Annotated in this window: 19 protein-coding genes; 9 read left to right on the top strand and 10 right to left on the bottom strand. The window is 67.0% G+C overall.

Annotation, left to right across the window (positions count from 1 at the left end):
• The first annotated feature begins 67 nt into the window (after positions 1 to 67).
• Positions 68 to 2,245: a hypothetical protein gene (locus DB354_RS05760; RefSeq protein ID WP_107834489.1), complete on the top strand. Its 2,178-nt coding sequence runs from the start codon at positions 68 to 70 to the stop codon at positions 2,243 to 2,245.
• Here the strand turns inward: DB354_RS05760 and DB354_RS05755 are convergent.
• A complete protein-coding gene (locus tag DB354_RS05755; protein WP_107834488.1) occupies positions 2,145 to 2,966 on the bottom strand; it encodes a hypothetical protein in 822 nt (273 codons plus the stop codon). The genes DB354_RS05760 and DB354_RS05755 overlap by 101 nt on opposite strands.
• A 221-nt stretch (positions 2,967 to 3,187) precedes the next feature.
• On the opposite strand from DB354_RS05755, the gene DB354_RS05750 reads away from it, so the two are divergent.
• The 3 genes from DB354_RS05750 to DB354_RS05740 are packed head-to-tail and all read left to right on the top strand — an operon-like array spanning position 3,188 to position 7,576.
• A complete protein-coding gene (locus DB354_RS05750) occupies positions 3,188 to 4,159 on the top strand; it encodes a MoxR family ATPase (protein WP_107834487.1) in 972 nt (323 codons plus the stop codon).
• A 22-nt stretch (positions 4,160 to 4,181) separates the two neighbouring features.
• The gene (locus DB354_RS22880) at positions 4,182 to 5,384 is read left to right on the top strand and encodes a DUF58 domain-containing protein (RefSeq protein WP_146180119.1); all 1,203 of its coding nucleotides are present in this window, start codon (positions 4,182 to 4,184) and stop codon (positions 5,382 to 5,384) included.
• A gap of 2 nt (positions 5,385 to 5,386) precedes the next feature.
• Entirely contained in the window at positions 5,387 to 7,576 is a 2,190-nt protein-coding gene (locus DB354_RS05740; protein WP_107834485.1) for a DUF3488 and transglutaminase-like domain-containing protein, read from the top strand.
• Between the two features lie 737 nt (positions 7,577 to 8,313).
• Here the strand turns inward: DB354_RS05740 and DB354_RS05735 are convergent.
• The 4 genes from DB354_RS05735 to DB354_RS05720 all read right to left on the bottom strand — a co-directional run bounded on the left by DB354_RS05735 (position 8,314) and on the right by DB354_RS05720 (position 12,805).
• Positions 8,314 to 10,326 carry a penicillin-binding transpeptidase domain-containing protein gene (locus DB354_RS05735; RefSeq protein WP_107834484.1) on the bottom strand — a complete coding sequence of 671 codons (2,013 nt, stop codon included), beginning with the start codon at positions 10,324 to 10,326 and terminating at the stop codon, positions 8,314 to 8,316.
• A gap of 15 nt (positions 10,327 to 10,341) precedes the next feature.
• A complete protein-coding gene (locus tag DB354_RS05730) occupies positions 10,342 to 10,851 on the bottom strand; it encodes a hypothetical protein (RefSeq protein ID WP_107834483.1) in 510 nt (169 codons plus the stop codon).
• A 2-nt stretch (positions 10,852 to 10,853) separates the two neighbouring features.
• Positions 10,854 to 11,684 (bottom strand): rod shape-determining protein MreC, encoded by an 831-nt coding sequence (mreC, locus tag DB354_RS05725; protein WP_233256566.1) that lies wholly within the window; start codon positions 11,682 to 11,684, stop codon positions 10,854 to 10,856.
• A 107-nt stretch (positions 11,685 to 11,791) separates the two neighbouring features.
• Entirely contained in the window at positions 11,792 to 12,805 is a 1,014-nt protein-coding gene (locus DB354_RS05720; protein ID WP_199226802.1) for a rod shape-determining protein, read from the bottom strand.
• A gap of 284 nt (positions 12,806 to 13,089) precedes the next feature.
• On the opposite strand from DB354_RS05720, the gene DB354_RS05715 reads away from it, so the two are divergent.
• Positions 13,090 to 15,432, top strand: coding sequence for a cation:proton antiporter (locus DB354_RS05715; protein ID WP_107834482.1), 2,343 nt, complete (start codon positions 13,090 to 13,092; stop codon positions 15,430 to 15,432).
• A 93-nt stretch (positions 15,433 to 15,525) separates the two neighbouring features.
• On the opposite strand, the gene tatA is transcribed toward DB354_RS05715, so the two are convergent.
• The 3 genes from tatA to dnaG all read right to left on the bottom strand — a co-directional run bounded on the left by tatA (position 15,526) and on the right by dnaG (position 19,761).
• Entirely contained in the window at positions 15,526 to 15,765 is a 240-nt protein-coding gene (tatA, locus tag DB354_RS05710; protein ID WP_107834481.1) for a twin-arginine translocase TatA/TatE family subunit, read from the bottom strand.
• Positions 15,766 to 15,948: 183 nt separating this feature from the next.
• Positions 15,949 to 17,838: an RNA polymerase sigma factor RpoD gene (rpoD, locus tag DB354_RS22875; RefSeq protein WP_107834480.1), complete on the bottom strand. Its 1,890-nt coding sequence runs from the start codon at positions 17,836 to 17,838 to the stop codon at positions 15,949 to 15,951.
• 42 nt (positions 17,839 to 17,880) lie between these two features.
• Positions 17,881 to 19,761, bottom strand: a complete 1,881-nt coding sequence (dnaG, locus tag DB354_RS05700) for a DNA primase (RefSeq protein ID WP_107834479.1) — start codon at positions 19,759 to 19,761, stop codon at positions 17,881 to 17,883.
• 148 nt (positions 19,762 to 19,909) lie between these two features.
• On the opposite strand from dnaG, the gene DB354_RS05695 reads away from it, so the two are divergent.
• The 4 genes from DB354_RS05695 (at position 19,910) to rpmG (ending at position 23,186) form a co-directional block, all read left to right on the top strand.
• Positions 19,910 to 20,965 carry a DUF362 domain-containing protein gene (locus DB354_RS05695; RefSeq protein WP_107834478.1) on the top strand — a complete coding sequence of 352 codons (1,056 nt, stop codon included), beginning with the start codon at positions 19,910 to 19,912 and terminating at the stop codon, positions 20,963 to 20,965.
• Positions 20,966 to 21,076: 111 nt separating this feature from the next.
• Entirely contained in the window at positions 21,077 to 21,451 is a 375-nt protein-coding gene (locus DB354_RS05690) for an NADH-quinone oxidoreductase subunit A (RefSeq protein ID WP_107834477.1), read from the top strand.
• Positions 21,452 to 21,573: 122 nt separating this feature from the next.
• On the top strand, positions 21,574 to 22,917 hold the full coding sequence (locus DB354_RS05685) for a PTS sugar transporter subunit IIA (RefSeq protein ID WP_107834476.1): 1,344 nt from the start codon (positions 21,574 to 21,576) through the stop codon (positions 22,915 to 22,917).
• A 104-nt stretch (positions 22,918 to 23,021) separates the two neighbouring features.
• Complete coding sequence (rpmG, locus tag DB354_RS05680) at positions 23,022 to 23,186, top strand: 50S ribosomal protein L33 (RefSeq protein ID WP_107834475.1); 165 nt, start codon at positions 23,022 to 23,024, stop codon at positions 23,184 to 23,186.
• A gap of 70 nt (positions 23,187 to 23,256) precedes the next feature.
• Here rpmG and DB354_RS05675 read toward each other — a convergent pair whose 3' ends face one another.
• The gene (locus DB354_RS05675) at positions 23,257 to 23,499 is read right to left on the bottom strand and encodes a DUF4032 domain-containing protein (RefSeq protein ID WP_233256565.1); all 243 of its coding nucleotides are present in this window, start codon (positions 23,497 to 23,499) and stop codon (positions 23,257 to 23,259) included.
• A 112-nt stretch (positions 23,500 to 23,611) separates the two neighbouring features.
• Positions 23,612 to 24,715 (bottom strand): Mrp/NBP35 family ATP-binding protein, encoded by a 1,104-nt coding sequence (locus tag DB354_RS05670; protein ID WP_107834473.1) that lies wholly within the window; start codon positions 24,713 to 24,715, stop codon positions 23,612 to 23,614.
• Positions 24,716 to 24,756: the final 41 nt, after the last annotated feature.

Here is a 24,756-nt window from a genome sequence, read left to right as displayed (position 1 = left end):
TTTGTCCCCCGCCAGTGGGTTTCAGCACTGCGCGTGTTCGACTCGTGGACTCCGTTTTTACCAACGGATGCTCTGGCTCGCCGTCGGCGCAGTGGTGGCGGTGGGTTACGCCATCGTCTTGCGGGCGTGCGGTGGAAACCACGCGGCCGTGTTGGGCTATGCGGGCTACCTCTTGTTGCGGGTTTTTGTCCCGGGGGTCGTGCTGCTCAACCTGGTGCTGCGGCGTCCGGTGGGACTGGATACGGCGATCGCATTGGGCGTCCCCACCGGCTTTGCGCTCGAGATCGCGACCTTCCTGGGCCTGTCGGCGCTGGGCGTGCGCAACCTGGAGCCGCTGGTGCCCTGTTTCTGGCTCATGCTGGGGGCGAACCTGTGGCTCTGGCGGCGGGCGGGGCCGCTGGCGGTGGCCAATCTGGGCGAGCGACCGGGACGCGTGCTGGCGCTGGGGCTGCTTGGCTTGGCGTTCATCGTGTCCACCGCGAGCCAGATGTACGCGGAGGCGGCGCTGGTGGACGGCGTGCCGGCGCGGACGGTGTTTCACGACTGGATGTACCTCATCAGCCGGGCCGGGGCGATTAAGGGCGGGTGGCCGCTCGAGGATCCGAGCATGGCGGGGACGCCGTTGCAGTATCACTACTTCATGCTCGTGCACGTCGCGGCGGCGGCGAAGGCGACGGGCATCGAGCTCTCGCTGCTGCTCCTGCGGCTGGCGGTGCTGCCGCTGGGCTTTGTCCTGATCACGCAGGCGTACGTGCTCGGGTGCCGGCTTTCGCACCGGATATCCGGCGGGGTGGTGGCGGGGCTCCTGGCGGTCGGCGTGACGGAGTTTTCCTTCTCGGGCGACGTGCTCAACCCGGTGTTCCTGGGGCTGTTTGACCGCTGGCTGTTCCAGAGTCCGACCTTCCTCTTTGGGATGGTCTTCTTCGGCGCGCTTACGCTGGCGGTGGCCAACGAGTTTGGGACGCCGGCGCCGCACGGGCGGCGGCGACTCGCCTGGATCGCGTTGCTGGCGGCGGCGGCCACGGGTGCGAAAGGCACGGTGGTGCCGCTGATCCTGACGGCGCTGGCGTGCCTGATCGCGTTGCGGTGGTGGCGTGATCGCGCGCTGCCGCGCAGGAAGCTCGTGGTGTGGGCGGCGGTCGCCGGGAGCTTCGCCCTCGTGTACGGCAGCACGATGGCGGCGTGGGGTTCGGGGGAGGCGGCGTTTGAGCCGCTGAGCACGATGAATCTGTCGACGTTCTGGACGGCGCATTTTCCGCTCTGGCAGCGGGAACTGGCGGCGTGGGTCTCCGGTTCGCCGGGGTACTGGTGCGCGGCGCTGGCGTGCGCGACGGTGGTGCTTGCGGGTACGGAGGGCGTGCGGCTGCTCGCGCTGCCGTTCCTGCTGCGGCGCAGCTGGCATCGCGATGCGCCGCTCGCGTGCTGGCTTGGACTGCTAGCGATGGTGTGCTGCGGCAGCGGGCTGCTGCTGCACCTGAACAGCTACAGCGAACTCTACATCCTGCTGCCCATGCGGCTGCCGCTGGCGGTGTTGAGCGCCGCCTGCCTGGTGGCGCTGTTCGAGCACCTGGCCGCGTTCCTGCGCTCCTGGCGGGGAAAGGTCGTGGCGGAGCGCGGTTGGCGGGCGGTTGCCGGATGGGCGCACGCCCGGCGCGTGGTGGTGGCGTGCGGCGTGGTCGTCGTCTGCGGCGGGGGCGGAACCCTGCTCGTCGGACAACTCGACACGTGGGTCATGCGCAACCGGCCGGGTTTCGCGCGTTGGCTGCAGGAGCCTCGAACGATTGACGCCAACCTCGTGCCGCTACGGGAGGCGATGCGCTGGATTCGCGGACACACCGAAGCCGATGCGCTCATCCTGGCGAATGCGTTCACCCCGGAAAATTTCCGCGAAACCGGCGCCCGGGCGGCGGACCAGACCGCCCTCGGCACCTACTATTACTACTCGGCGCTGTCCGAACGCCGCTTCTGGGTCGAGGGGCCGACGTACCTGGTGGACCCGTTCGAGGCCTGGCGCCGGATGCGGCTGGCGGGCGATGTCTTTTACCGCGGCGTCTTCCCCTCGGATCCCGCGTTCTGCCGGGCGCCGTGCTATCAATTGATCGATCGCAGCCTCGCGGACGGCGCGCGGCCGCACCCGCGGAGCGTCAGGGTTTTTGCGAACCAGCGTTTTGAGATCTTCCGTCTGCCCCGTCCGCCGATGCGGCTGGCCGCGCATGATCCTCGTCCGGGGACGGGGATACGCTGAAACCGCGGTTGGCGGACGTGTCGGCCGCGCCGGTCGTGGGGGCTTCGAACTGGGCGTCGTCGAGCGGCGCGACGAAGGCGACGGATTTCACGACGAAGCGCGCCTCCGGGCCGTGCTTGATGAGGAACGGGACGACCACGCCTTCGGTGAAGCGGTAGTCGCGCAATTCAAACGGGCCGATGCGGCGCACCCGTTGGGTGGCGCGATAGAACAGCAGGGGCGGAAAATCCCGCCGCGTCCGATGCTTCACCCACACGAGCTGGTCGGGCCCCTGGGTGAACTCCGAGCACACCGCATCGGCGAGGGCGCTGCGCCAGGGATATTGGGTGTGCGGCAGGAAGGCGAAAGCCAGCAGCCCCCAGCGCCGCGTTTCGCCGGGTGACATCGCCGCAACGGCGCCGTCCTGGTCAACCCAGCCGGCGCCGCGGACGTCGCGACCATAGCGGCGGCTCGCGTCGCCCGGGCCGCGGGTGGCGAGCAGGAAGGCGCCGGAGGTGCGCGCGCGGAACTCGAAGGAGGCCTCCTGGCCGCGGAGGGAAAACGTGCCGGTGACGACCACGGAGTCGATGCCGGCCAGCGCCGCCTCGCCGCCCACGACCTTGAGGTGGGCGGCAAAGAGCGCCGTCGCGTTGAGGGGCGATGCCGCCGACGGCTCCGCGAGCAGGCGGGATGCGGCCAGCAGCGCGAGCAGCAGGGAAAGACGACGTGCGAGTTGAAGCATAGGGAACGCGTCGCGCCGCGACGCGCGAGGCCGCGCGCACCGCGGCCAAGACAGAATGGGGATTGAGGAATGCAGAATGAAAGCTGAATGTTCAGGCGGGTGGACCGGGACGGCGGCGCCGATCCGTCGGATCAGCCCGAGGGATCGGCTTTGGGGCCACCCGGCGCCGGGGGCGGCGGCTCGTTTGACCGGAGGAATCGGTCCGGGTAAGGTCCGCCGTGATGAGCGACTTCCTGGAAGCGGACAAAGTGGTGGCGGGGCATGCGGCGCTGGAACGCCTGCGGGCGTCGATGCGCCAGACGATCCGCGGCAAGGACGACGTGATCGAGCAGGTGCTCGTTTGCCTGGTGGCGGGCGGCCACGTGTTGATCGAGGACCTGCCCGGCGTGGGCAAGACCACGCTGGCGTACTCGCTGGCGCGCTCGATGGACGCGGCGTTCTCGCGCATCCAGTTCACGAGCGACCTGCTGCCGAGCGACGTGACTGGCGTGGCGATCTACGACGAGGCGGTGAAGGAGTTCGTGTTCAAGCAGGGACCGGTGTTCGCGAACATCGTGCTGGCGGACGAAATCAACCGGGCGACGCCGAAGACGCAGTCGGCGCTGCTGGAGGTGATGGATCGGGCGCGGGTGACGATTGACGGCGAGCCGCACGCGGTGGGAGCGCCGTTCATGGTGTTCGCGACCCAGAACCCGGTGGACTACGAAGGGACATTTCCGCTGCCCGAGAGCCAGCTGGACCGGTTTCTGATGCGGCTGGCGATGGGGTATCCGGCGGCCGGGGACGAACTGGAAATCCTGCGGACAGCGCGCGGCGGCTACGACGCGATCGCGATCAACCCGGTGGTGACGCGGACGGAGATGCTGCAGCTCCAGGCGCTGGTGCCGGGCGTGTTTGTGGAGGACAGCGTGTTGGAGTACGTGCTGAAGCTCGTGGCGGCGACGCGCACGGAGACGGAGTTTCGCGCCGGCGTGAGCGTGCGGGGCGGAGTGGCGTTGCGGACGGCGGCGCAGGCGAGGGCGCTGCTGCAGCGGCGGGACTTCGTGCTGCCAGAGGACGTTTCCGCGCTGGTGGTGCCGGTGTTCGCGCACCGGCTGGCGCTGGCGCGGCAGACCAGCGACGCGCTCGAGGAGCGCGGGGCGGTGGCGGCGGGGTTGAAGCGCATCGTGGCGGCGGTGCCGGTGCCGAGCTGACGGTGGGCGAACCCGTGGAACGTTGAAACCGGCACGTCGAGATGAAGTCCGGCAGAGGAGGCGGTTCACCTGGAACGCGCTGCTCTGGGCGCTGATCTTCCCGAACCGCGCGCACCGGATCGTGCCTTCGGTGACGGGCGTGGTGCTGATTGCGTTGTCGCTCGGCATCGGCATGGCGGCGTACAACTCCTCGAGCAACATCCTGTTCCTGACCCTGGCGCTGCTGCTGACCTGCCTGGTGTTGAGCGGGGTGCTGTCGTGGCTGAATTTCCGCGGGGTGAGCTGGGAGCTGCCGCCGGCGCCGGCGATGCGGGCGGGGCACGATGCGCTGGTCGCGCTGGAGCTGTACAACCGGAAGGCGTTCCTCCCGACGTACGGCCTGTGGTTCAACTTTCTGGCGCGGCCCCAGCGTCCACCGGAGGAGCAGCGGCCGGAGACGACGCTGATGGCGCGCAGCGGAGAGGTGCGGGCGGTGTTTGAGCAGGCGCAGGCGGCGGAGCAGCGCGGGCGGGTGGCGCTGGCGGGGCGGCTGGATGCGCAAGCCGGGATGCGGCTGGAGTGGGGGCTGCGGCCGGCGCAACGCGGACGGCTGCGCATCGAGCTGGTGTCGGTCGGCTCGTTCTTCCCGTTCGGTTTCCTGCGGAAGGACATCGGGACCGCGCTGACGCTGGATGCGGTGGTCTGGCCGGCGCTGGTGGAGTACCGGCGGCATGCGCCGGCGGCGGTTTCGCGGCGGCCCGGCGAGGAGCGGGTGCGGCGACCCGGCACCGGCAACGACCTGATCGCGGTGCGACGGTACCAGGCGGGCGACTCGCACCGGCTGATCCACTGGAAGGCGAGCGCGCGGACGCGGCAGTTGCTGGTGCGGCAGTTCGCGGCGGAGACGACGCAGGGCCACACGGTGTGGCTGCGGACGGACGCGGAAACGTGGCCGCGGCCGGAGCAGTTCGAACTGCTGGTGGGTTTTGCGGCGACGTTGATCGAGGACCTCTTTCGGGAGAACCGGCTGCTCGCGGTGGCGATCAACGCGGAGCCGCCGCTGGCGGGCCAGCGGGTGCGCGACCTCGAGCAGATCCTGGACCGGCTGGCGGTACTGCAGCCAACCCCGGCGGCGCGGGCGGGAACGGTGCGTCCGATGGCCCCGCGGAACCTGCTGACCTTCGCGCCGGAGGGAAGTCGCGGCGTGGGGGCGCTGGTTGACGGGCAACGGGTGGCGTCGGCCTGACCATGACTCCGGCGCGTCCCAATCGCCCCCAGCTCACGCTGGATGAACTGCACCAATTGCGCTGGCTGCTTGGCGGGCTGCTGACGGTGGTGAGCGTGGGGACGGTGGTGTACATGGCGGTGGATGCGTGGCTGCTGATGGGGCTGACGGTGGCGGTGGCGGTCGTGACGACGCTACGGCCGAGCGTGCCGGCGCGGGTGCCGCGGCTGCTGCACGTGATGGCGTTCCCCTCGATCGCGGCGTTCTTCGCGCTCGATTTCTGGCTGACCTCCGAGCTGCTCCCGGCGCTGGTGCGGCTGGACATCCTGTTGCTGCTGTATCGCTCGCTCGGTTACCGGCAGAAGCGCGACGACCTGCAGGTGATCATGCTGGGTCTCTTCCTTGTCGTGGTGGCGGGGGTGCTGACGGTGTCGATCGGCTTCGCGCTGCAACTGCTGCTCTACACGGCGGGCGCGCTGGGCTGCCTGCTGCTCCTGACGCTGATCGAGAGCACGGGCGCGGCGGCGAAACCGGCGGGCGGCGAGCCGGCGCCGGCCCCGCCGGTGCCCCCGTGGGCGGTGCGGCCGCAATGGCGGCGGCTGCTGGGCCGGGTGGCGGCGGTGATGGAGTGGCGGGTGGTGGCGCTCGGGCTGGCGTTGTTCGGCGGCGTGATCGTGGGGGCGGCGCTGCTCTTCCTGCTCATCCCGCGGTTCCAACTGGAGAACGGGATGTTCCTCGACCGGTTCATCACGAAGAAGGCGCGTACGGGCTTCAGCGATACGATCCGGTTCGGCGAGGTGACGGAGATCCAGCAGGACACGAGCGTGGCGCTGCACATCGACGTGGCGGGGCCGGAGCAGATCCCGCTCGCGCCCTACTGGCGGATGCTGGTGCTGGACGACTACCGGGACGGGACCTTCCGGCTCTCGCCGGCGCTGCGGGCGCGGAGCTTTGGGGCGGTGCGCACGGGGACGACGGTGGCGTTTGGCCGCGGGGCGGCGACGGAGGCGCGGCGGTGGCGCGTGTACCTGGAGCCGGGCGTGAGCCGGTACCTGCCGCTGCTCGGGCGGTTTCGTGAGCTGCGATTTGCGGAGGCGCAGACGTACCAATGGGCGGCGGGGCCGGCGGTGGTGGCGCTGGCGAAGGACCCGGTGACGATGACGGCGTTTCAGGTGGAAGGCTTCGATGCGGCGCGGCGGCTCAATGACGACCCTGCGGGCTCTTATCTGGGACGGCCTTGGGCGGAGGGCGGGGCGGGGGCGGAGGATCGCGGAAAGCTGGAGCGTTTCCTGGCGACCGCGGGCGTGACGGCGGGGATGGCAGCGCCGCAGGTGGCGGAGCGGATCACCGCGGAGCTGCGGGCGCGGCACAGCTACACGCTTTCGCCGCGCGTGCCCGGAGGGCGGGGCGATCCGCTGGTGCGCTGGCTCGACTCGCGCGAGGCGGGGCACTGTGAACTGTTCGCAGGCGCGTGCGTGCTGCTGGCGCGGACGGCGGGGTATCCGGCGCGCGTGGTGACGGGGTTTCGAGGCGGCACGTGGAACGCGTTTTCGGAAAGCTTCACGGTGCGGAACTCGGATGCGCATGCCTGGGCGGAGATCTTCGATCCGGCGACGCGGGCGTGGCTGCGCGCGGATCCGTTGGAGCTGCCGACGAACGTGCGCGGCGAGGCGGCGGAGGCGGCGGGGCTGCTGGCGCGGCGCACGGACCGCAGTTGGGGGGCGCGGATGGAGAGCCTGCGGGTGTTCTGGTATCGCCGGGTGGTGAGCTTTGATGAACGGGCGCAGGTGCAGACGCTCAAGGTGGTGAAGGAAGTGGTGCAGGATTCGGCGGAGCGGCTGCGGCAGCGGCTGAACCGGAGCGCGCTGGCCTTCAAAGCCTGGCTGCGTTCGCCCTGGGACTGGCGCCGCGTGGGCGCGGCGGCGCTGGTGCTCGCGCTCGGCGGAGCGGTGGTCCTGGGCTGGCGGCGGCTGCGTTGGCGCTGGTTGCAATGGGCGTGGTGGCGGCCGCAGCATCGGGACGATCCGATCCGGCGCGAGGCGGGACGCTGGTTGCGGCGGCTGGCGGAGCGGCGTGGCGCAGGCGCGACCACGGATGTCTTGAGCGTGGTCGCGGATTTGCGGCGTCTGCGTTTTGGGCCGCGGGGAACGTGGCCGGTGCCGGAGCAGGTGTTCAGGCGCGCGCGGGCGGCGCGACGGACAACGACAGTTTGAGCGAAAAGACCGGAGCAGAACCGCGAAGGACGCGAAAGGGCCGCGAAAATCGGCGGAGGGGTGCGTCAGACTCGCAGTCGAATCGCGGCCGTCGGGCGCCTTGGATTTTCGCGTGAGTTCGCGTTGTTCGCGGTTTCATCTCCCCGCGATCGGTGCGTCCAGAGCCATGTACTCGCGAACCAAGCGGTGAGAACGCCCAGCCCTCGGCCACGAACTGCACGGTCCGTGCGATGAACCGCGAAAGGCGAAGAAGCGCGAAAATCCGCGGTCGACGGACGCTTGTGGCGCGTGCGTGCGCGGCGGCCGGGCACCGCGGGTTTTGGTGCCTCGGTTCGCGGCCGTTCGCGGTTCTTCTCTGACGCGCGAAAACCAAAGCTCCGCTCAACAAGCCTCTTCACGCGTTCATTTCTCCCGACGGAAAAGTGAAAGAAGTATCCGGACATTATCGCGGCAGTATCCGGACATTATGCGCGAGTATCTGGACATTATTTCGGAAGCATCTGTTTCCAGGGCGTTTATAATTGCAGCCATCGTCGCCTTCGGATCGTTCGTTCTCGCGGCGCGAACACGGAACGGGGCGAAGACGTGCGGCAGGGGCCGACGGGAATGGCGCGAAATCGCGCGCCCAAAAGGTGCGCGACGAGGAGCGATGGCCTCTTACTCGTACTCTTCCTCTTACTCTGCGTGAGACGGACCGATGGGGAGAAAGAGGAAGAGCAAGAGAATGAGAAAGAGGATTATGGGACGACCTGGGGGTGGAAGGGGGAGAGTGATGGGCCGGGCTTGGCGGCTTTCTTCTCGAAATATTTGCGGAGAATCATGCCGGCGACGGGGGCGGAGTTGCGGCCGCCGCCGTATTCCTCGCCGAGGTTCTCGCCCTCGATTGCGACGGCGACGGCGATCTGCGGGTTCTCGACCGGGGCGAAGCAGATGAACCAGGCGACGTTCATCTTGCCCTTGTACTCGCCGTTCTCGACCACGTCCTTCTGCGCGGTGCCGGTCTTGCCGGCGACGCGGATGCCCGGGACGAGGTTCATCTCGGTGATGACCTTGCCGGTGCCGGTGATGGTGCAGCCCTCCATGCCGTGGTGGAGTGCGACCAGTTGCTGGCGGGTGAGCCCGATCGACTCGGTGCGCTGGCGGGGACGATTCGGGTCGTGAAGGAGTGTCGGGTGGGTGAGGACCTCGCCGCGGGCGACCGAGGCGGTGAAGCAGGCCATGCCGAGCGGCGTCTCGAGCACGAAGCCCTGGCCGATGGCCATGTTGGCGGTGTCGCCCGGGTACCAGCGTTCGTCGAAGCGCTTCTTCTTCCAGGCCGCGTCGGGGATGAGCATGCGCTTCGTCTCGTTGGGCAGCTCGATTCCGGTGGGATCATCGAGCCCGAAGCGGCGGGCCTCGGCGGCGACGCCGTCGGCGGTGGCGAGTTCGGCGGCCTTGTAGAAGAAGATATCGCAGCTCTGAGCAACGGCGTCGGGCAGGAGGATGTGCCCGTGGCGCTCGCGGCCGTTGTAGCAGGGGAAGAGTCGGTTGCCGACCTTGAGGTAGGCCTGGCAGTCGACGATGGGCTCGTCGGGTGAGACGCCGCCGCGGCGCATGGCGGCGATGGACGTGAGAATCTTGAAGGTGGAGCCCGGCGGGAGCGCGGCGATGACGGCGTAGTTGTTCCAAGCGTTGCGCGCGGTGATCTTCTCGTCGACGTAGGCCTTGGTGGCGCGCGGCGAGAACTGCGCGAGGTCGTAGTCGGGCTTGCTGGCGAGGGCGAGGACCTCGCCAGTGGCGACATCGATGGCGACGGCGGCGCCGGTGCGGTCGTCGCCGATGGCCTCCTCGGCGGTGAGCTGGAGGTCGAGATCGAGGGAGGTGATGAGGTCCTTGCCGCGTTTCGGCGCGAGCTGGGCGAGGGGCGGGTTGATGCGGAAACCGGCCTGGTCGACGCGGAAGATGGAACCGCCGGAGGTGCCCTGGAGGACATCCTCAAACTGCTTCTCGAGGCCATCCTTCCCGATGGCGCCCTTCATGGCAAAGGTGCTCAGGTCCTCGCCGGGGAGATCGGAGTCGTCGGCGTCCTCGTTGGCACGGACATAGCCGAGGGTGTGGGCGGCGAGGGAGTTGAACGGATAGTAGCGGGCACTCGAGGAGTAGACCTGGACGGGGCCGTTGACGGGGAGGGCCTCGAGGAGCTTGGCGTAGTCTTCGTTGGAGAGGTTATCGAGGAGCGTGTAGGGGAGGAGGAGGCTGCTGCGGAAGTGGCGCTGGACCTTCTGCGGGTCGATCTTCGCGTCGGGCCCCTCGGGATCGCGTTTGAGGATGGCGATGACTTTGTCGAGGTACTCCTGGGTGAGCGAGATGCGGGCGAGGAACTCGATCTGGCGGGCGGAGGGGATGTCCTTGTCGTTCAGCTTGCGGTAATTCGCGCGGATCTTGCGCTGCTGCTCGAGGAGGCGGGGGCGGAGTTCGTCGACGTGGAGGACGGCGGAGAAGACGGGTCGGTTGCCGACGAGGAGGTTGCCGTTGCGATCGTAGATGTTACCGCGCGGGCCGGGGATGACGACGCGCCGGAGGGTCTGCTGGCGCTCCTTGTTGCTGTATTCGTCGGCCTTGAGGAGCTGCTTGTAAGCGAGGCCGCCGGCGAGCGTGAGCAGGAGCGCGGCGACGACGAAGTAGAAGAAGACGATGCGCGGGTTATAGCCCTTGTGGGACTCGAGCAGGCTGCCCGAGTGCTCGGCGAGGTTGACGTCCGACGAGGCCATGGCGACCGGATGCGCTCAGGCGAACGTGGGGCGTTCGCGGCGGGCGAGGACGAGGGCGCGGGCCTGCAGGGCGAAGAACCAGGGCGTCGCGGCGACGAGGAAGAGTTGGGACGCGATGAGGTCGACGAAGAGCCGCGGCCAGGCGGCGGCGGCGCCGGGGGTGCGGATGAAGGCGACGAACGTGAACACGAGGAAGAGGGCGAGATTGGCGATGACGGTGATGGCGATGCGCGAGAGCGTGTCCTGCTGCGGCACGCGTTCGCGGACGCGGTACACGAAGACATGCGTCAGCCCGAACAGTATGAAGTGGGTGCCGAAGGCAACCGGGGTGGTGGCGTCGAACACGAGGCCGTTGGCGAGGGACGCGAGGAGGCCGGAGGTGAGCGGCTGGGTGAGCGCGGCGAAGGTGACGAAGAGGGCGCCGGCGAAAAGGTAGACGTGGAGGGGGGCCAGCGAGTGGTTGAGCTGGGTGACGACGGTCCAGAGCACGAGCCCGCAGGCGAAGAGGACGAGGATCCGGCGCATGGCTACGGGTTGGCGAGCGGGACGAGGACGGTAACCTCGGTGAGGGCGCCGAGGCGTTCGTCGAGCTGGACGATGCCGGACTGGAACATGCCGTCGTTGCCGAGAGTGAGGCCGGTGACCTTGCCGATGATGAGGCCGGGCGGGAAGACGCCGCCCAAGCCGGAGGTGACGAGGCGCTTGGGGGCCTTGGGGGTGATGTTGATGTCGAGCGGCACGAACTCGAGGATGCCGCGCGGCGGAGCGAAGGAGGCGTTGTTGCCGCCCTGGAAGCTGATGGGGCGGGAGTCGCCCTCGATGACGCCGGCGAGGCGCAGCGTGGGGCTGCTGATGAGCTCGACGGTGGCGGTGGTGGCGTGGACGGCGCGGACGCGGCCGACGACGCCACCGCTGAAGATGACCGGGGCGTCGACCGGGATGCCGAAGTTGCGGCCCTTGCGGATCTCGATCTGCTGCCACCAGGCGGAGAATTCGCGGCGGGCGACGCGGGCGTGCTCGTAGCGGTATTGGTTGAGGGCGGGGAGGCGGAAGAGGCCCTCGAGGCGGGCAATCTCGGCCTGGAGTTCGGAGTTCTGCTGGACCGCGAGCTCGTAGGTCGCGTTGGTGCGGGCGAGGTCGCGACCGGCCTCGATGAGCTGGGACTTCGTGTGCAGGCGGAGGGACCAGTAGCCCTGGAGATCGCGGGCGTAGGAGACGGCGACCATGATGGGCGCGGTGAGCTCGAAGAAGCTCGCCCGGGTGAACGACTTGATGCCGACCGGCAGCAGCAGCCACACGAGGACCATCACCCCGAAGGTGGCGAAGGGCTTGGTTTGGACGAAGCGGAAGAAAGGCACAGGGGGAAAGCAACGGCGGCGGGCGGGCGGGAGGCAAGGGCGCTCCGCACGCCTCGCACCCGCAGCCGGTCACCTCGTGCTTCGCGCGGGGGCGCGCCGCGTGGCACTCAGGCGTTCTGCATCAGCCAGGAAAGGTCGTTGAGCACCGCGCCCGTGCCGTTTGCGACGGCGGAGAGGGGATCATCGGAGACGGTGACCGGCAGACCGGTCTTCTCGCTGAGGAGGCGGTCGATGCCGCGGATCAGCGCGCCGCCGCCAGCCATCACGAAGCCGCGGTCGACGAGGTCGGCGGAGAGTTCGGGTGGGCAGCGTTCGAGCGTGACGCGCACGGCGTCGACGATCGCGGCCACGGTGTCGGCGAGGGCCTCGCGGATCTCCTGGGACGTGATGTGGATTGTCTTCGGCAGGCCGGCCACGGAGTCGCGGCCCTTGACCTCCATCGTGAGCTCCTCCTCGAGCGGGTAGGCGGAGCCGATGCGCATCTTGATCTCTTCCGCGGTGCGCTCACCGATGAGGAGATTATAGGCGCGCTTCATGTAGTTGATGATCGCGCTGTCGAGTTCGTCGCCGGCGACGCGGATCGATTTCGAGAAGACGATGCCGTTGAGGGAAATGATCGCGATCTCGGTGGTGCCACCACCGATGTCGACGATCATGTTGGCCGCGGGCTCGTCGATCGGGAGGCCGACGCCGATCGCGGCGGCCATGGGCTCGGGAATCGTGATGACGTCGCGCGCGCCGGCGTGCATGGCGGATTCCTTCACGGCCCGCTTTTCGACCTCGGTGATGCCCGAGGGGATGGCGATGACAACGCGGGGCGGGGCGCGGAAAGAGCTGCTCGAGACCTTGCGAATGAAGTAGCGCAGCATCGCCTCGGTGACATCGAAGTCGGCGATCACGCCGTCCTTCATCGGGCGGATGGCGGTGATGTTGCCGGGGGTGCGGCCAAGCATGCGTTTCGCCTCATCGCCGACGGCCCGGACCTTGCGCGTGGTGGTGTCCAGCGCGACGACCGACGGCTCGCGCAGGACGATGCCCTTGTCCTTGACGTAAACGAGCGTGTTGGCGGTGCCGAGGTCGATGCCGATGTCGTTCGAAAAGTAGCCGAGGATATTGGCCATGATTGAGGTCTGAGCGGAGAGCGCGGTGGCGGCGTTGCCGCCGACGGAAACGAATCGGCGCCGCCACAGGGTGTCAACGAGGGAAAAGCCGGGAAAATGCCCCGGGGGCGAGGTTTGCGGCGCGCGGGTCGCGCGGGCGCCGGACGCGGCCCGTTGGAACGCGGAAAGGGGGATTGGTTGCATCGCCGGCCACGGAAAAATCCCGGGAGGGCGGCGAGGGCCGGAGGTTTTCGCTGGGCGCGCGGCGGAGGAGGGCCAAGGCTGCGGGCGCCTCTCCCGCAAGCATGCACGGTTTTCACTTCATCCAGGACCTTGCCGTCATCCTCGCCGTTGGCGGCGTGGTGGGCTGGGTGTGCCAGCGACTGGGGTTGTCGGTGGTGCTTGGATACCTGGTGGCGGGCATGGTGGTGGGGCCGTACACGCCGCCGATCTCCCTGGTGTCGGACCCGGGGCGGATCGAGACGCTGGCGCAGATCGGCCTGGTGTTCCTGATGTTCTCCATTGGCTTGCGCCTGAGCGTCCGAAAGCTGCGCCGGCTGGGATTATCGCTGATGCTGGCGACGTTGGCGGGGGCGCTGGTGGTCTTCTATTTTTCGCGGGTGCTGGGCGGGGTGCTGGACTGGAGCGGGGCGCAGGGGCTGTTCCTGGCGGCCATGCTGATGGTGTCGTCCTCGGCGATCATCAGCCGCATCCTGCAGGAGACAGGGGCGACGCACGAGCGGTCGGGGCAGCTCGCGATGGGGGTGGCGGTGATCGAGGACGTGGTGGCGGTGGTGATGCTGACGCTGCTCAACTCGCTGGTGGGGCTGGACCGGAGCCCGGGTACCCAGATTGCCAGTACGGTACTGCTGCTGGGGGCGTTTGTCGTGCTGGCCGGCATCGGCGGGCTGCTGCTGGTCCCGTGGCTGTTGCGGCGGATGAGCATCGCGGCGGACGAGGAGCTGCAGACGATCGGCATCGCCGCGCTGCTGTTTGGGCTGGCGGTGATCGCGCAGGGGGCGGGGTACTCGCTCGCGCTGGGGGCGTTCCTGCTCGGGACGATCGTCGCGGAGACGATGCACCGGCAGCAGGTGGAGCGGATTTTCGAGGGGATGCGCGACGTGTTCAGCGCGGTGTTCTTCGTGGCGATCGGCCTGCAGATCGATGCCCGCGAAGTGTGGGCGCAGATCGGGACGGTGGTGGGGCTCGGGTTGTTCGCGGTGGTGGTGCGCGCGCTGGCGGTGAGCTTTGGCCTGACGCTGATCGGCACGCCGGCGAAGGACGCGGCGCGGACGGGGCTGCGGGCGACGCCGATCGGCGAGTTCTCCTTCATCATCGCGCAACTGGGCGTGGCGGCGGCGCTGGTGCCGCGGAGCTTCTACCCGCTGGCGGTCGGCATCTCGCTGGTCACGACGCTGGTGGCGCCGGTGCTGTCGCGGCACTCGGAGGCGATCGTGGATTTCGGGCTCAAGCGGGAGCCGCGCTGGCTGCGCGACTGGCTGGCGGCCTATCGCGGGTGGCTCGAGCGCCTGCGCGAGCGCCGGCGCCGCAACCTGGTGTGGCAGCTCTCGCGGAAGCGCGTGGCGCAGGTGGGCATCGGCGCGCTGTTCGTCACGGGCGTCGTGGTGTTTTCCGGCGAGCTGTTGAAGCTGGTCGAGCGCTGGGTGGGGCCGGACTGGCTGTTCCCGCACGACGTGGAGATTGGCTTCTGGACGGGACTCGTGGCGCTCTCGATCGCGCCGCTGGTGGCCATCTGGCGAAACCTCTCGGCAATGGCGATGTTGTACGCGGAGCTGTCGACGCGGGGGCATCCGCACGGGCGGAAGTGGCGGCCGGTGGTGGAGACCGCGTGGAAGGCCGCCGCGGCGATCGGCATGGGGTTGTGGCTCTTTTCGATCGTGCCGGTGGGCGTGACGACGCGCTGGCTGCTGCTGTTCAGCGGCGTGCTGGCGCTGGTCGCGGTTCTCGTGCTGCGGCGCAAGCTCATCTACTGGCACAGCGAGATGGAGGTGGAGATCCTGAACGCGATCGACACGGACCCGCGGCGCATGTCGACCGTGGCGACGCCCTGGCTGCAGCCGCATGGGGACTGGAACCTGCAGATGCTCGAGTGCACCCTGCCGGACCTCGCGGACTGCCAGGGGCGGAGTATCGCGGAGCTCGACCTGCGCGCGCAGTACGGCTGCTCCGTGGTGGGGGTGGAGCGGCAGGGGTTCATGATCCCGCTGCCACCGCCGGACACGGTGCTGTATCCGCGTGACAAGGTCCTGCTGCTGGGCACGGCGGAGCAGGTGAAGGCGGGGCAGGCGTGTCTGGTGACCGTGTCGGGCGCGCGTGGAGCCGATTCGGTTTTCGAGGAAGTCAGCCTCGAGGTGATGTCGGTGCCGGCATGGAGTCCGGCGGTGGACCAGGCGCTCGGCGCGCTCCTGCCGGCCCAGACCTTCGGGGTGCAGATCGCGGGCCTGCGGCGCGGCGGGTTGCGAATCCTGAACCCCGCGGCGCAGGAGGTGTTGCGGGCGGGCGACGAGATCCTCGTGTTGGGGACGGCGCTGCAGAACGCGGATTTCCGGACGTGGCTGCAGGTGCAGGACGACGGCGACGGGCGGGCGGAGGGGGATGGGGCGGGCGGGCCGCAGGCGGCGCCGTAGGCGATCGTGACCGGCGGGAGGCGCTTGGAGCGCGGGCAACAAAAAGCGCGCTCCGGGATGGGAGCGCGCGGGGAAAAAGGGACTGGGCGGACCTTACTTCTGGTTCGAAGTGGTCGTGCTCTCGGTCTTCTTGGCTTCGGCCTGCGGGGCCGCGGGCTTCACCTCGTCGTCGTCGCGGGAGGCCTTCTTGAATTCCTTGATGGACTGGCCGAGACCCTTGGCGAGGCCCGGGAGCTTCGCGCCTCCGAACAGAAGGAGGACGATCGCGAGTATGAGCAACAGCTCCATCGAGCCGAAGGCGAACGCACCTAGAATCAGCGTGGAGAGGGTCATGGTTGGGGGAACGTAGGCTCAGGCGGAGGCCTGTAAAGCGGGAAAGGCAGATTGGCGGGGCAGGTGACGATGGTGGCGGGGCCGTTTTGAATACGAAGTGGTCGTGGGTTGCGGCAGGGTGGCGGGGCGAAGCTTCAGGGCAGAAAAAAGCCCGATCGGTGAGATCGGGCTGAAGCGGTGAGCTCAGAGCTTCGGGGCCGGGAAACCGAGGCCGCCGGGAAGGCTGCCGGGCAGCGTCCGCAGCGGAGTGGGCGGCGTCGGCGGCATGGGCATGCCGGAGGCGCCGGGCGGCCGCGCGGTGGCCGCGACCTTGAGCAGGTTCTGGGCGTTGTCGATCTGCTCGGCGTCGAAGAAACCGTGGAGCTGGCGGATGCGCGTCGGGTGGCGCATCTTGCGCAGGGCCTTGGCCTCGATCTGGCGGATACGTTCGCGCGTGACCTTGAACTGCTTGCCGACCTCCTCGAGCGTGCGGCTGTAGCCGTCGATCAGGCCGAAGCGCAGCGAAAGCACGCGGCGCTCGCGCTCGGTGAGCGTGTCGAGCACGTCGATGATCTTTTCGCGCAGGAGGGAGTACGCCGTCATGTCGTACGGGTTCTCCGCGGACTTGTCCTCGATGAAGTCGCCGAAGCTGGTGTCGTCGCCGTCGCCGACCGGGGACTGCAGGGAGATCGGCTGCTGCGCCATCTTCATGATCTGCTGCACGCGTTCGACCGGCAGGTTCATCTCGTCGGCCACCTCCTCAGGCGTGGGCTCGTGGCCGTATTCCTGGAGGAGCTGCTTCTGCACCTGCATGACCTTGTTCAAGGTCTCGATCATGTGCACCGGGATGCGGATGGTGCGGGCCTGGTCGGCGATCGAGCGGGTGATGGCCTGGCGGATCCACCACGTGGCGTACGTGGAGAACTTGTAGCCGCGGCGGTACTCGAACTTCTCGACCGCCTTCATGAGGCCCATGTTGCCCTCCTGGATCAGGTCGAGGAAGGATAGGCCGCGATTGGTGTATTTCTTCGCGATCGAGATCACGAGGCGAAGGTTGGCCTCGACCATCTCGGTCTTGGCTTTGTGCGCCTCGCGGACGTGAACCATGGTCTGGCTGACGACATTGAGGAGCGCTTCGGGCGAGAGGCGCTGCTGGGCCTCGATCTGTTTGAGGCGGGCGTGGACGGCCTTCGTGTCGATTGACGCGTCCTTCTTGGTCTTCGGATGCTTCGCGCGATCAAGCTGGTCGTTCAGCTGGTGAATCTCGTCGAGGGTCGGGCGCAGCTGCTCGAGGTATTCCTCGTAGACCTTCAGCTTGAAGTAGAACTTCGAGAAGTAGGAGCGGAGCACGTTCTCGCGCTTGTGGAACTTCGCGAGGATCTTCTTCTTCTCGGCCTCGTTCTTGGCCTTGAGGTACTCGTCCCACGCCTCGGCGACGCCGAGCTCGGCCTTCTGGGTGTTCTCAACGAGTTTCGGCAGGCCCTTGAAGTAGGCTTCGCGCGAATCGATTTTCTTATCGATGACGACGCGGTCGAAGCGCTCCTCACGGTTGAGCAGCTTGGCTCCGAGGGTGCCGATGTAGGCGCCGACGGCGGCGGCTTCGAAGAGCGCCTCCTGGGCCTTGAGCTCGGCCGTCTCGATGCGCTTCGAGATTTCGACTTCCTGTTCGCGGGTCAGCAGCGGGACCTGGCCCATCTGCTTGAGGTACATGCGGACCGGATCGTCGAGGATGTCGTTTTGCGACGAACGCGATTCCTCCTCCTCCGCTTCCTCCTGCCGCTGCTTGTAGTCTTCGACCTGGTCGGGCTCGAGAATCTCGATGTCCAGGTTCTGCAGGATCGAAAGGACGTTATCGATCTCCTCCTGGTTCTCGACGGACTCCGGTAGCGCTTCGTTAATGTCGTCAAAGGTCAGGTAGCCCTGTTCCTTCGAGAGCCGGATGAGTTGGCGGATCTTCTCGTTGATGCCGCCGGGCGGAATATCCGCACCGGGGACCGCGCCATCGGCTGGAGCGACGGCTGTTTTCTCGATCGCAGCCTCAACGGCTTCGGCCTGGGCCGAATCCGCGGCTGCGGGTTTAACTTTGCGCGACATGTTGTTGTGTAAAGGAATCCACGACCGAGGTGCGGGCAAGCCTCAGCCCGAGGTGGCCAGCACAAGTGGCTGGCGAAGCAGGCGTTGTATATCGGAACGTTCTTTCAGTAGTGAAATTGGGTCGAACTTACTGTCCGCCCCGCTGTTAGCCAGAGCAAGTTCTATTTGGCGCAGGCGGGGCTCGAGGGAGCGCGCCCGCAGTCGCCGCAGTCCCTCCTGAGCGATCTTTACCGGGTCTTCGATGGCAGGCGTCTCGAACAAAAGGCCGGCCACCAAACCCCGTTCCTCCTCTGTTTCAAGCAGCAGTTCCAGATGGTCACGGCCGGGCCACGAATGCTGCTCAAACTCACTGAGAAAGCGATTGAGGAGGCTGCCCTCGACGTGGCCGATGTCGACCCAATCGGGCTGGACGGCGTGACTGAGGGGCAGGCCGAGCGTTTCGAAGTGCAGGACCAGCATCAGGAGATCCCGCTCGGGAGTATGCGCGTTTGCTCCGTTAATCACTGGTGTTAAGTTCTTTGCATCATGGACGGGCTCGGCAGATGGGCGGGCTGCGGCTTGGCGGGCCAGCCGACCGAGATACGCTTGGAAGTCCTTGTACAGTGCGGGAAGCGGTACGCGCAAATGGGAGGCGGCTTCGGTTAGCGACGCATTGCGAACGACTTCGCTTTCTGAGGCTTGGATGATTTCGAAGACAGCCTGGGCGGAGCGTGCCTTGTGCTCGGGGGAGGCAGTCGCGGCGTCGGGGAGGGCGGCCCGGCAGGCGAACGTCATTGCTGTCTGGGCCTGCGCTTGCAGCGCGGCGTACGCCTCGATGCCGTGTTCCAGGAAGAGTAGGTCGGGATCGATTTTTTCGCTTCCGGCGAGCGTGAGGAAGCGGACCTCGAGCCCGGTTTTGAACGCGAGCGGAAGGAACCGCAGGGCGGCCTTCTGGCCCGCGCTGTCACTGTCGAAGAAGCACTCCACCTGCGCGTGGTAGCGTTTGAGCAGGATCAACTGGCTCTCGGTGATCGAGGTGCCCTGGGGGGCGACGGCGGATTTCAGTCCGACGCTCCAGCAGCGCAGCGCGTCGAGCTGGCCTTCGACCATGACGAAGGGGCGTCCTTCGCCGACGGCGGTGCGGGCGCGGTCGAGGTTGAAGAGCAGGTTGCCCTTCGTGAACACCGGGGTTTCCGGCGAGTTGACGTATTTGGCCTCGTGCGCGGGATCGTCCTCCGGCGTCAGGTCGGTCTGGCGGGCGGTGAAGGCCACGACGCGCGATTGGTGATCGCGGATCGGAATCATCAGCCGGCCGCGGAAGCGTGGACGGAGGGTGCCCAGCGTGATGACCGTGTCTTCGCGCAGGAAGAACAGGCCGCAGCGGCGGAGTGCTTCCTCGGAGTACTTGCGCCGCATGAGGACAGCACCAAGGCCACTGCCTTGCGGATCGACACCGCCGATCTTGAACTCGTTGGCGAGCTCCGGCGCAAAGCGCCGCTTCTCCGTCCAATACTGGCGAAAGAACTCTCCGCTGGAGTCGCGGGCGTGAAATACCTGATGGAAGTGTTCCGCAGCCTGTTCGTGGATATCGAAGATCTCCTGGCGCAGCGAGCGCTCCTCATTGGTTTGGCCGCCAGTGCCTTGCTCGTATTCGATGGCGACGCCGAACCGCTTGCCGAGCGCCTCGACGGCCTCGGTGAAAGTGAGCTGCTCCGTGTCGCGCACGAAAGTGATGATGTCGCCGGCCTTCCCGCAGCCGAAGCATTTGTAGAACCCCTTGTCCGGATCGACGTGAAAGGAGGGCGTCTTCTCCTGGTGGAAGGGGCAGAGCCCCTTGAGGCGATTGCCGCCGGCCTTGCGCAGTGAAACCACGCGCGACACGACGTCGGCGAGATTGACGCGAACCTTCAGGTCGCGCACGCAGCTCGGCTTGATAACGGGCATGGACGGTTTGCGGGTGGCTGGACGAGCCCCTCTATTAATAGGCGCAGCCCGAAACTGAAGAATCCACTTTCAAGCGCCACCCCGGACTGTCAAGTTCAGCGGCTTCCGACGAAACTTTCCGCCCGGTTGGGCGACTCAATCCCTTCCCATGCGCCTGTCTTTTCTCTCCTTCCTCGGTCTGGCCCTAGTGGCTGCCACCCTCCGTGCGGCCGCTCCGCAGCTGGCTCCCACGGGCGCGACATCCTCCAAGGCGCCGATCGAGCCGGTGTGGCAGGCCCGCCTGCCGAGCTTTTCAGAGGAGGATTACCACACCGAGGTGGAAGCGCTGTTCGAGGCCTATGAGAAGGCGTCAGGGCGCAAGCTGGTGCCGGGCCAGAAGAAGCGGGTCGGCCTGAAGGTCTATGCGGATTCGGGGCCGGGGATGGCCACGCCGGTTCCGCTGGTGAAGGCGGTGATTGCGGCGCTGAAGCGGCGCGGCTTTGAGCACCAGAACATCTTCCTCGTTGGCCTGAATGCGCTCCGTTTGCGGATGACCGGATATCTGCCGTCGCTCGTTTCGGGCCAGACGCCTTTCGCTGGCAACCCCGTGTACGTGCTTGAGTCGGGGCGCTTTTATGACCCGGTCTGGTTCTATGACTCGCCGCTCCCGCAGCGGTTCGATCCGGTGTTCGCGGCGAAGCAGACCGCCGACGTGGCGAACAGCACGACCAAGGATGAGGACCGCAAGAGCTTCCTCGCGACGCCGCTCTTCCTGGATGCGGACTTCTGGATCAACATGCCGGTGTACACCGATCACCCGACGCTCGGCGTGAACGGCGCGCTCGTGAACGCCACGCTGTGGAACGCCTCGAACACGGCGCGTTTCTTCCGCTCGCCGGCCAATGCGCCCGCGGCCGTGGCCGAGATGAGCGCCATTCCCGAACTGCGGGAAACATGGGTCTTCACCATCGCGAGCCTGCAGCACTACCAGTTCATCGGCGGGCCCTTTTTCAACTCGCTGTACACGGTGTCGGAGCCGGTGGTCTGGCTGAGCCGCGACCCCGTGATGATGGACGCGCTCATGCGCGATCGCATCAATGCCCATCGCCGCCAGTCGGGTTTCGAGCCGATCGACGAGGAAGTCCGCACGCTGGAGTTTGCGGAGACGCTCGGCGTGGGTTCCACGCGGACCAGTTCCGCGCGGATCATTCGCGTCGGGGACTGACGCGGGAAACGGCCCGGACGGGGCGGCGGCGGCGTCTCATCGCAGTGGCAATCAGGCCTTCCGGCTTTTCTTTATTGCCACCCTGTACTCTATTGTCGGTCTGTTAACCGCATGACCGCCTCAGCGTATCTTCCCTTCCTGATCCAGGTCGTCCTCGCCGCGGGCATCACCGGCGTGGTCGTGGGCGCGAGCCATTTTTTTGGGCAGCGCGCACGCAAGAACCGGATCAAGGACACGGCGTACGAATGCGGTCTGCCGGGGGAGGGGCTGGTCCACACGCGGTTCTCGGTGAAGTTCTATCTCACGGCCCTCCTGTTCATGCTCTTCGATCTGGAGATCGTGATCCTGATTCCGTGGACGTTCATCTACCGGGAGTTCCTCGCCCACAATATCGCGATCCTTGGCCCCATCCTCTTTTTCCTCGGGGTGCTCGTGCTGGGACTGTGGTACGAAGTGAAGAAAGGCGCGCTCCAGTGGGAGCGCTGATGCCGGAGTTGAAGGGTGCGAGCGGCATGCGAATGATGATGCGTTCCCGCTGCGCGATTCCAGGCGCCGCCGGTCGGCGGCGTGGTTGATGTGGATGGGCCCCTGGCCGACGATCTCTTCCCATGCGGCTCGAAAAAATCATCGCCCGGAACCGGATTATCGACCTGCGCGCCCTTGATCTTGAGGGGGCGCTGAAGGAGTTGCTGGACGTCTCCGTCGAGAAGTTTCCGGACCTGAAGCCCGAGTCGCTGCTGAAAGGGCTGCTCGCGCGCGAGAGCACGATGACCACCTACCTGGGCCTGGGCGTCGCGCTGCCGCACGTGCGGGTGAAGATGGCGCGCCGGTACGTGCTCGCCATCGGGCGGAGCCGCGTGGGCATCCGGCACGACGGCGCGCTCGCGGACGAGCGCGTGCATCTGATCTTCATGCTGATCGCGGGCGAGAACGCGCGCGATTACCTGCAGGTGCTCGCGGCGATCGCGCAGCAGGTGAAGGATCCCTCGCTCGTCGAGAGTCTCGTCAACGCGCCCGATGCCGAGGCGCTGCACGAGCGGCTGGTCGGTGGCTTTGGCGGCCTGCGCGCCGTGCAGGCGCAACAGAACCGGGTGAACCGGCTCATGTTTCGCGAAGCCGAGCGCGTCGCGGAGGGAACGGACTGCAGCGGCATCATCGTCTTCGGCGACACCTTCATCGGCGGCATCCAGCCCGGGACGCTGCGCTCCAAGTTCAAGACGATCCTCGTGACGCGGACGGCGATCGAGCCCACGGAGGAGGAGAAGCAGTTCACCGAGACGATCCAGGTGCGCTCGTTCTCGAACCAGCGGCTGGCGCAACTGCGCAGTTCTATCCTGGTGGCGCTGACGCGCGGCGTGGTGACGTTTACCGACCGAATCTGCTGCATTGGCGGGATCACCGGGAGCAACCAGTTCGACACGCTTGTGGTCGTGGATATTGAGCGCGAATTTCAGACGCTGCTCACCGGCTCGACGGCCGACCTGCTGCCCGAGGATGTGAAACCGGAAGTGCTGGAGCGCGTGATCGCCGTAGCGACGGAGCTGGCGGTCGAAGGCCGCGAAGGCCGCCCGGTCGGCTGCCTGTTTGTGGTCGGTGATACGGAGAAGGTGGAGAAGCTGACCAAGCCCCTCGTGTTGAATCCGTTCTTCGGCTACAAGGAGGAGGACCGGAACATTCTGAATCCGTTCATGGATGAGACCGTGAAGGAGTTCTCGTCGATCGACGGCAGCTTCGTGATTCGGGGCGACGGGGTGGTGGAGGCGGCGGGCAGCCTGATTCAGGCGACCGACAGCAGCCACGTGCTGCCGAGCGGGCTGGGCAGCCGCCACGCGGCGGCCGCCGCGATCAGCGTAGCCGCGAATTGCATCTCGATCGTGGTTTCGTCCAGCACCGGGCAGGTGACCTTGTTCCGCCGGGGCGTGATGGTTCCCCTGACCGAGAAACGTCGCTGATTGAGGCAGGGTGGGGCAGTGGTGGGGCCTCGGAAACCGCCATTCTTCTGGCTTGCACCCGGCGAAGGCCACCGTTTCCTCTGACCCCTCAACCCATTTCGATCATGCAAGAACAAGTCATCCTGGAGTGCACGGAAGCGCGCAAAGAGGGCAAACCGGTTTCGCGTTACCTCACCAAGCGCAACAAAAAGACCGTCACGGAGCGGATTGAGAAGAAGAAGTACAACCCGCACCTGAAGCGCCACACGCTTCATCGCGAGATCAAGTAAGCGCCATCACGCGCCGCCGCAGTACGTTGCGGCCAAAACAAAAGCCGGGCGTGTGCCCGGCTTTTTGCATTTAGCTCGCCTTCTTTTCGTTACCGGCGGGCGGGAAGGGCATCGTCGTGCCGCTGCCGCCTTGCTGCTGGTGCTGCTGCTGGCGGCGCGCGGCGCGCCAGCTTTCGCGGTGCTTGCGAATCCAGTCCAAGAGGGCGCGTTCGAAGCCGATGTCGTAACCCAAGCGCTCTGACTCCAGCCATTTGTGTTTCAAGATCTCCTCCCGCTCCGCCAGGAATTCCTGGTACAGGCTGGATTGTTTCACGAACTCCCGTGAGGTCGAAGGCTCTTGAACTGGAGAACTCATGCGTGCAGCGCTGACAGAGAATGAGACCGACGCCGTCGGACCTGTCAATCCCCCCAATGTTGCTCAACTGTCACATGCGCCGGTTTGATCGTTCTAGTTGCGACAGTAATGACGTCGCCAAGCTTTGAAACACGGCTCCGGCGGGCGATTGGGGGGCGCTGACGACGATCGGTTCACCACTGTCTCCACCGGCGCGGATCTCCGGAATCAGCGGGACTTGGCCAAGCAGTGACGTGCCCAGTTTTTCCGCGACGGCCACGCCGCCGCCGGAGCCAAACACGTGATGTCTGTTGCCGGCGGGATCGACGAAGTAACTCATGTTCTCCGCGACGCCGAGGAGCGGGACGTTCACCTTCTGGAACATCAGGCCACCTTTCCGCGCCACGTTGGTGGCCGCGGGTTGGGGCGTCGTCACCAACACCGCGCCGTCGAGTGGCAGCGTCTGCACGAGGGAGAGTTGCGCGTCGCCGGTGCCGGGCGGCAGGTCAACGAGGAGCACGTCCAGTTCGCCCCATTTCACGTTCTGCACGAACTGCTGCACGGTCTTCATGATCATCGGGCCGCGCCACACGACGGGGGTGTTGTCGTCCACCAGGAAGCCCATGCTCATGACCTTCACGCCATGCCGCTCCATCGGGATGAGCATGGCGTCCTGCCCTTCGCCCTCGACCATCGGGCGGCCCTGCAGGCCCATCATCAACGGCACGCTGGGCCCGTAGATATCGCAGTCCATCAAGCCGACGCGCCCCGGGCGGCCCTGCGCGGTGAGGGATTGCGCCAGCGCGCACGCGAGGTTGACCGCGAAGGTGCTCTTGCCGACGCCGCCCTTGCCGGAGGCGATCGCCACCGCGTGACGAATGCTCTTCGGCGCCGCCGACGCGTTGCCGGCGACATTGCCGGTGGCGCCCCCACCGGGAGCCACGGGGGCCTTCGGCGCGGCGACGGAAATCTCCACCAGTACATCTTTGACGGCGGGCAACGCGCGCAGCGCTTTCTCCACCTCCTGCTTGAGCTGCAGCGGCACCTTTTGATCGGTGGTCGTCAATGCGAGCGAGACTTTGACCGTACCGTCGAAGAATCCGGCGGAGCGGACCAGTCCGAAGGAGACGATATCACGGCTGAAGCCGGGATATTTCACGTGTTTCAACTGTTCCTTGATCTGTTCGGTGGTCACGAGAGGCGGAGATTGTGAGCAATTAAGGGTTGTTATGCGTC

Source organism: Opitutus sp. ER46 (assembly GCF_003054705.1).
In the GTDB taxonomy this organism is placed as follows: Bacteria; Verrucomicrobiota; Verrucomicrobiia; order Opitutales; family Opitutaceae; genus ER46.
Note: the sequence above shows the minus strand (reverse complement) of the source record. Positions and strands in the feature narration are given on the sequence as shown.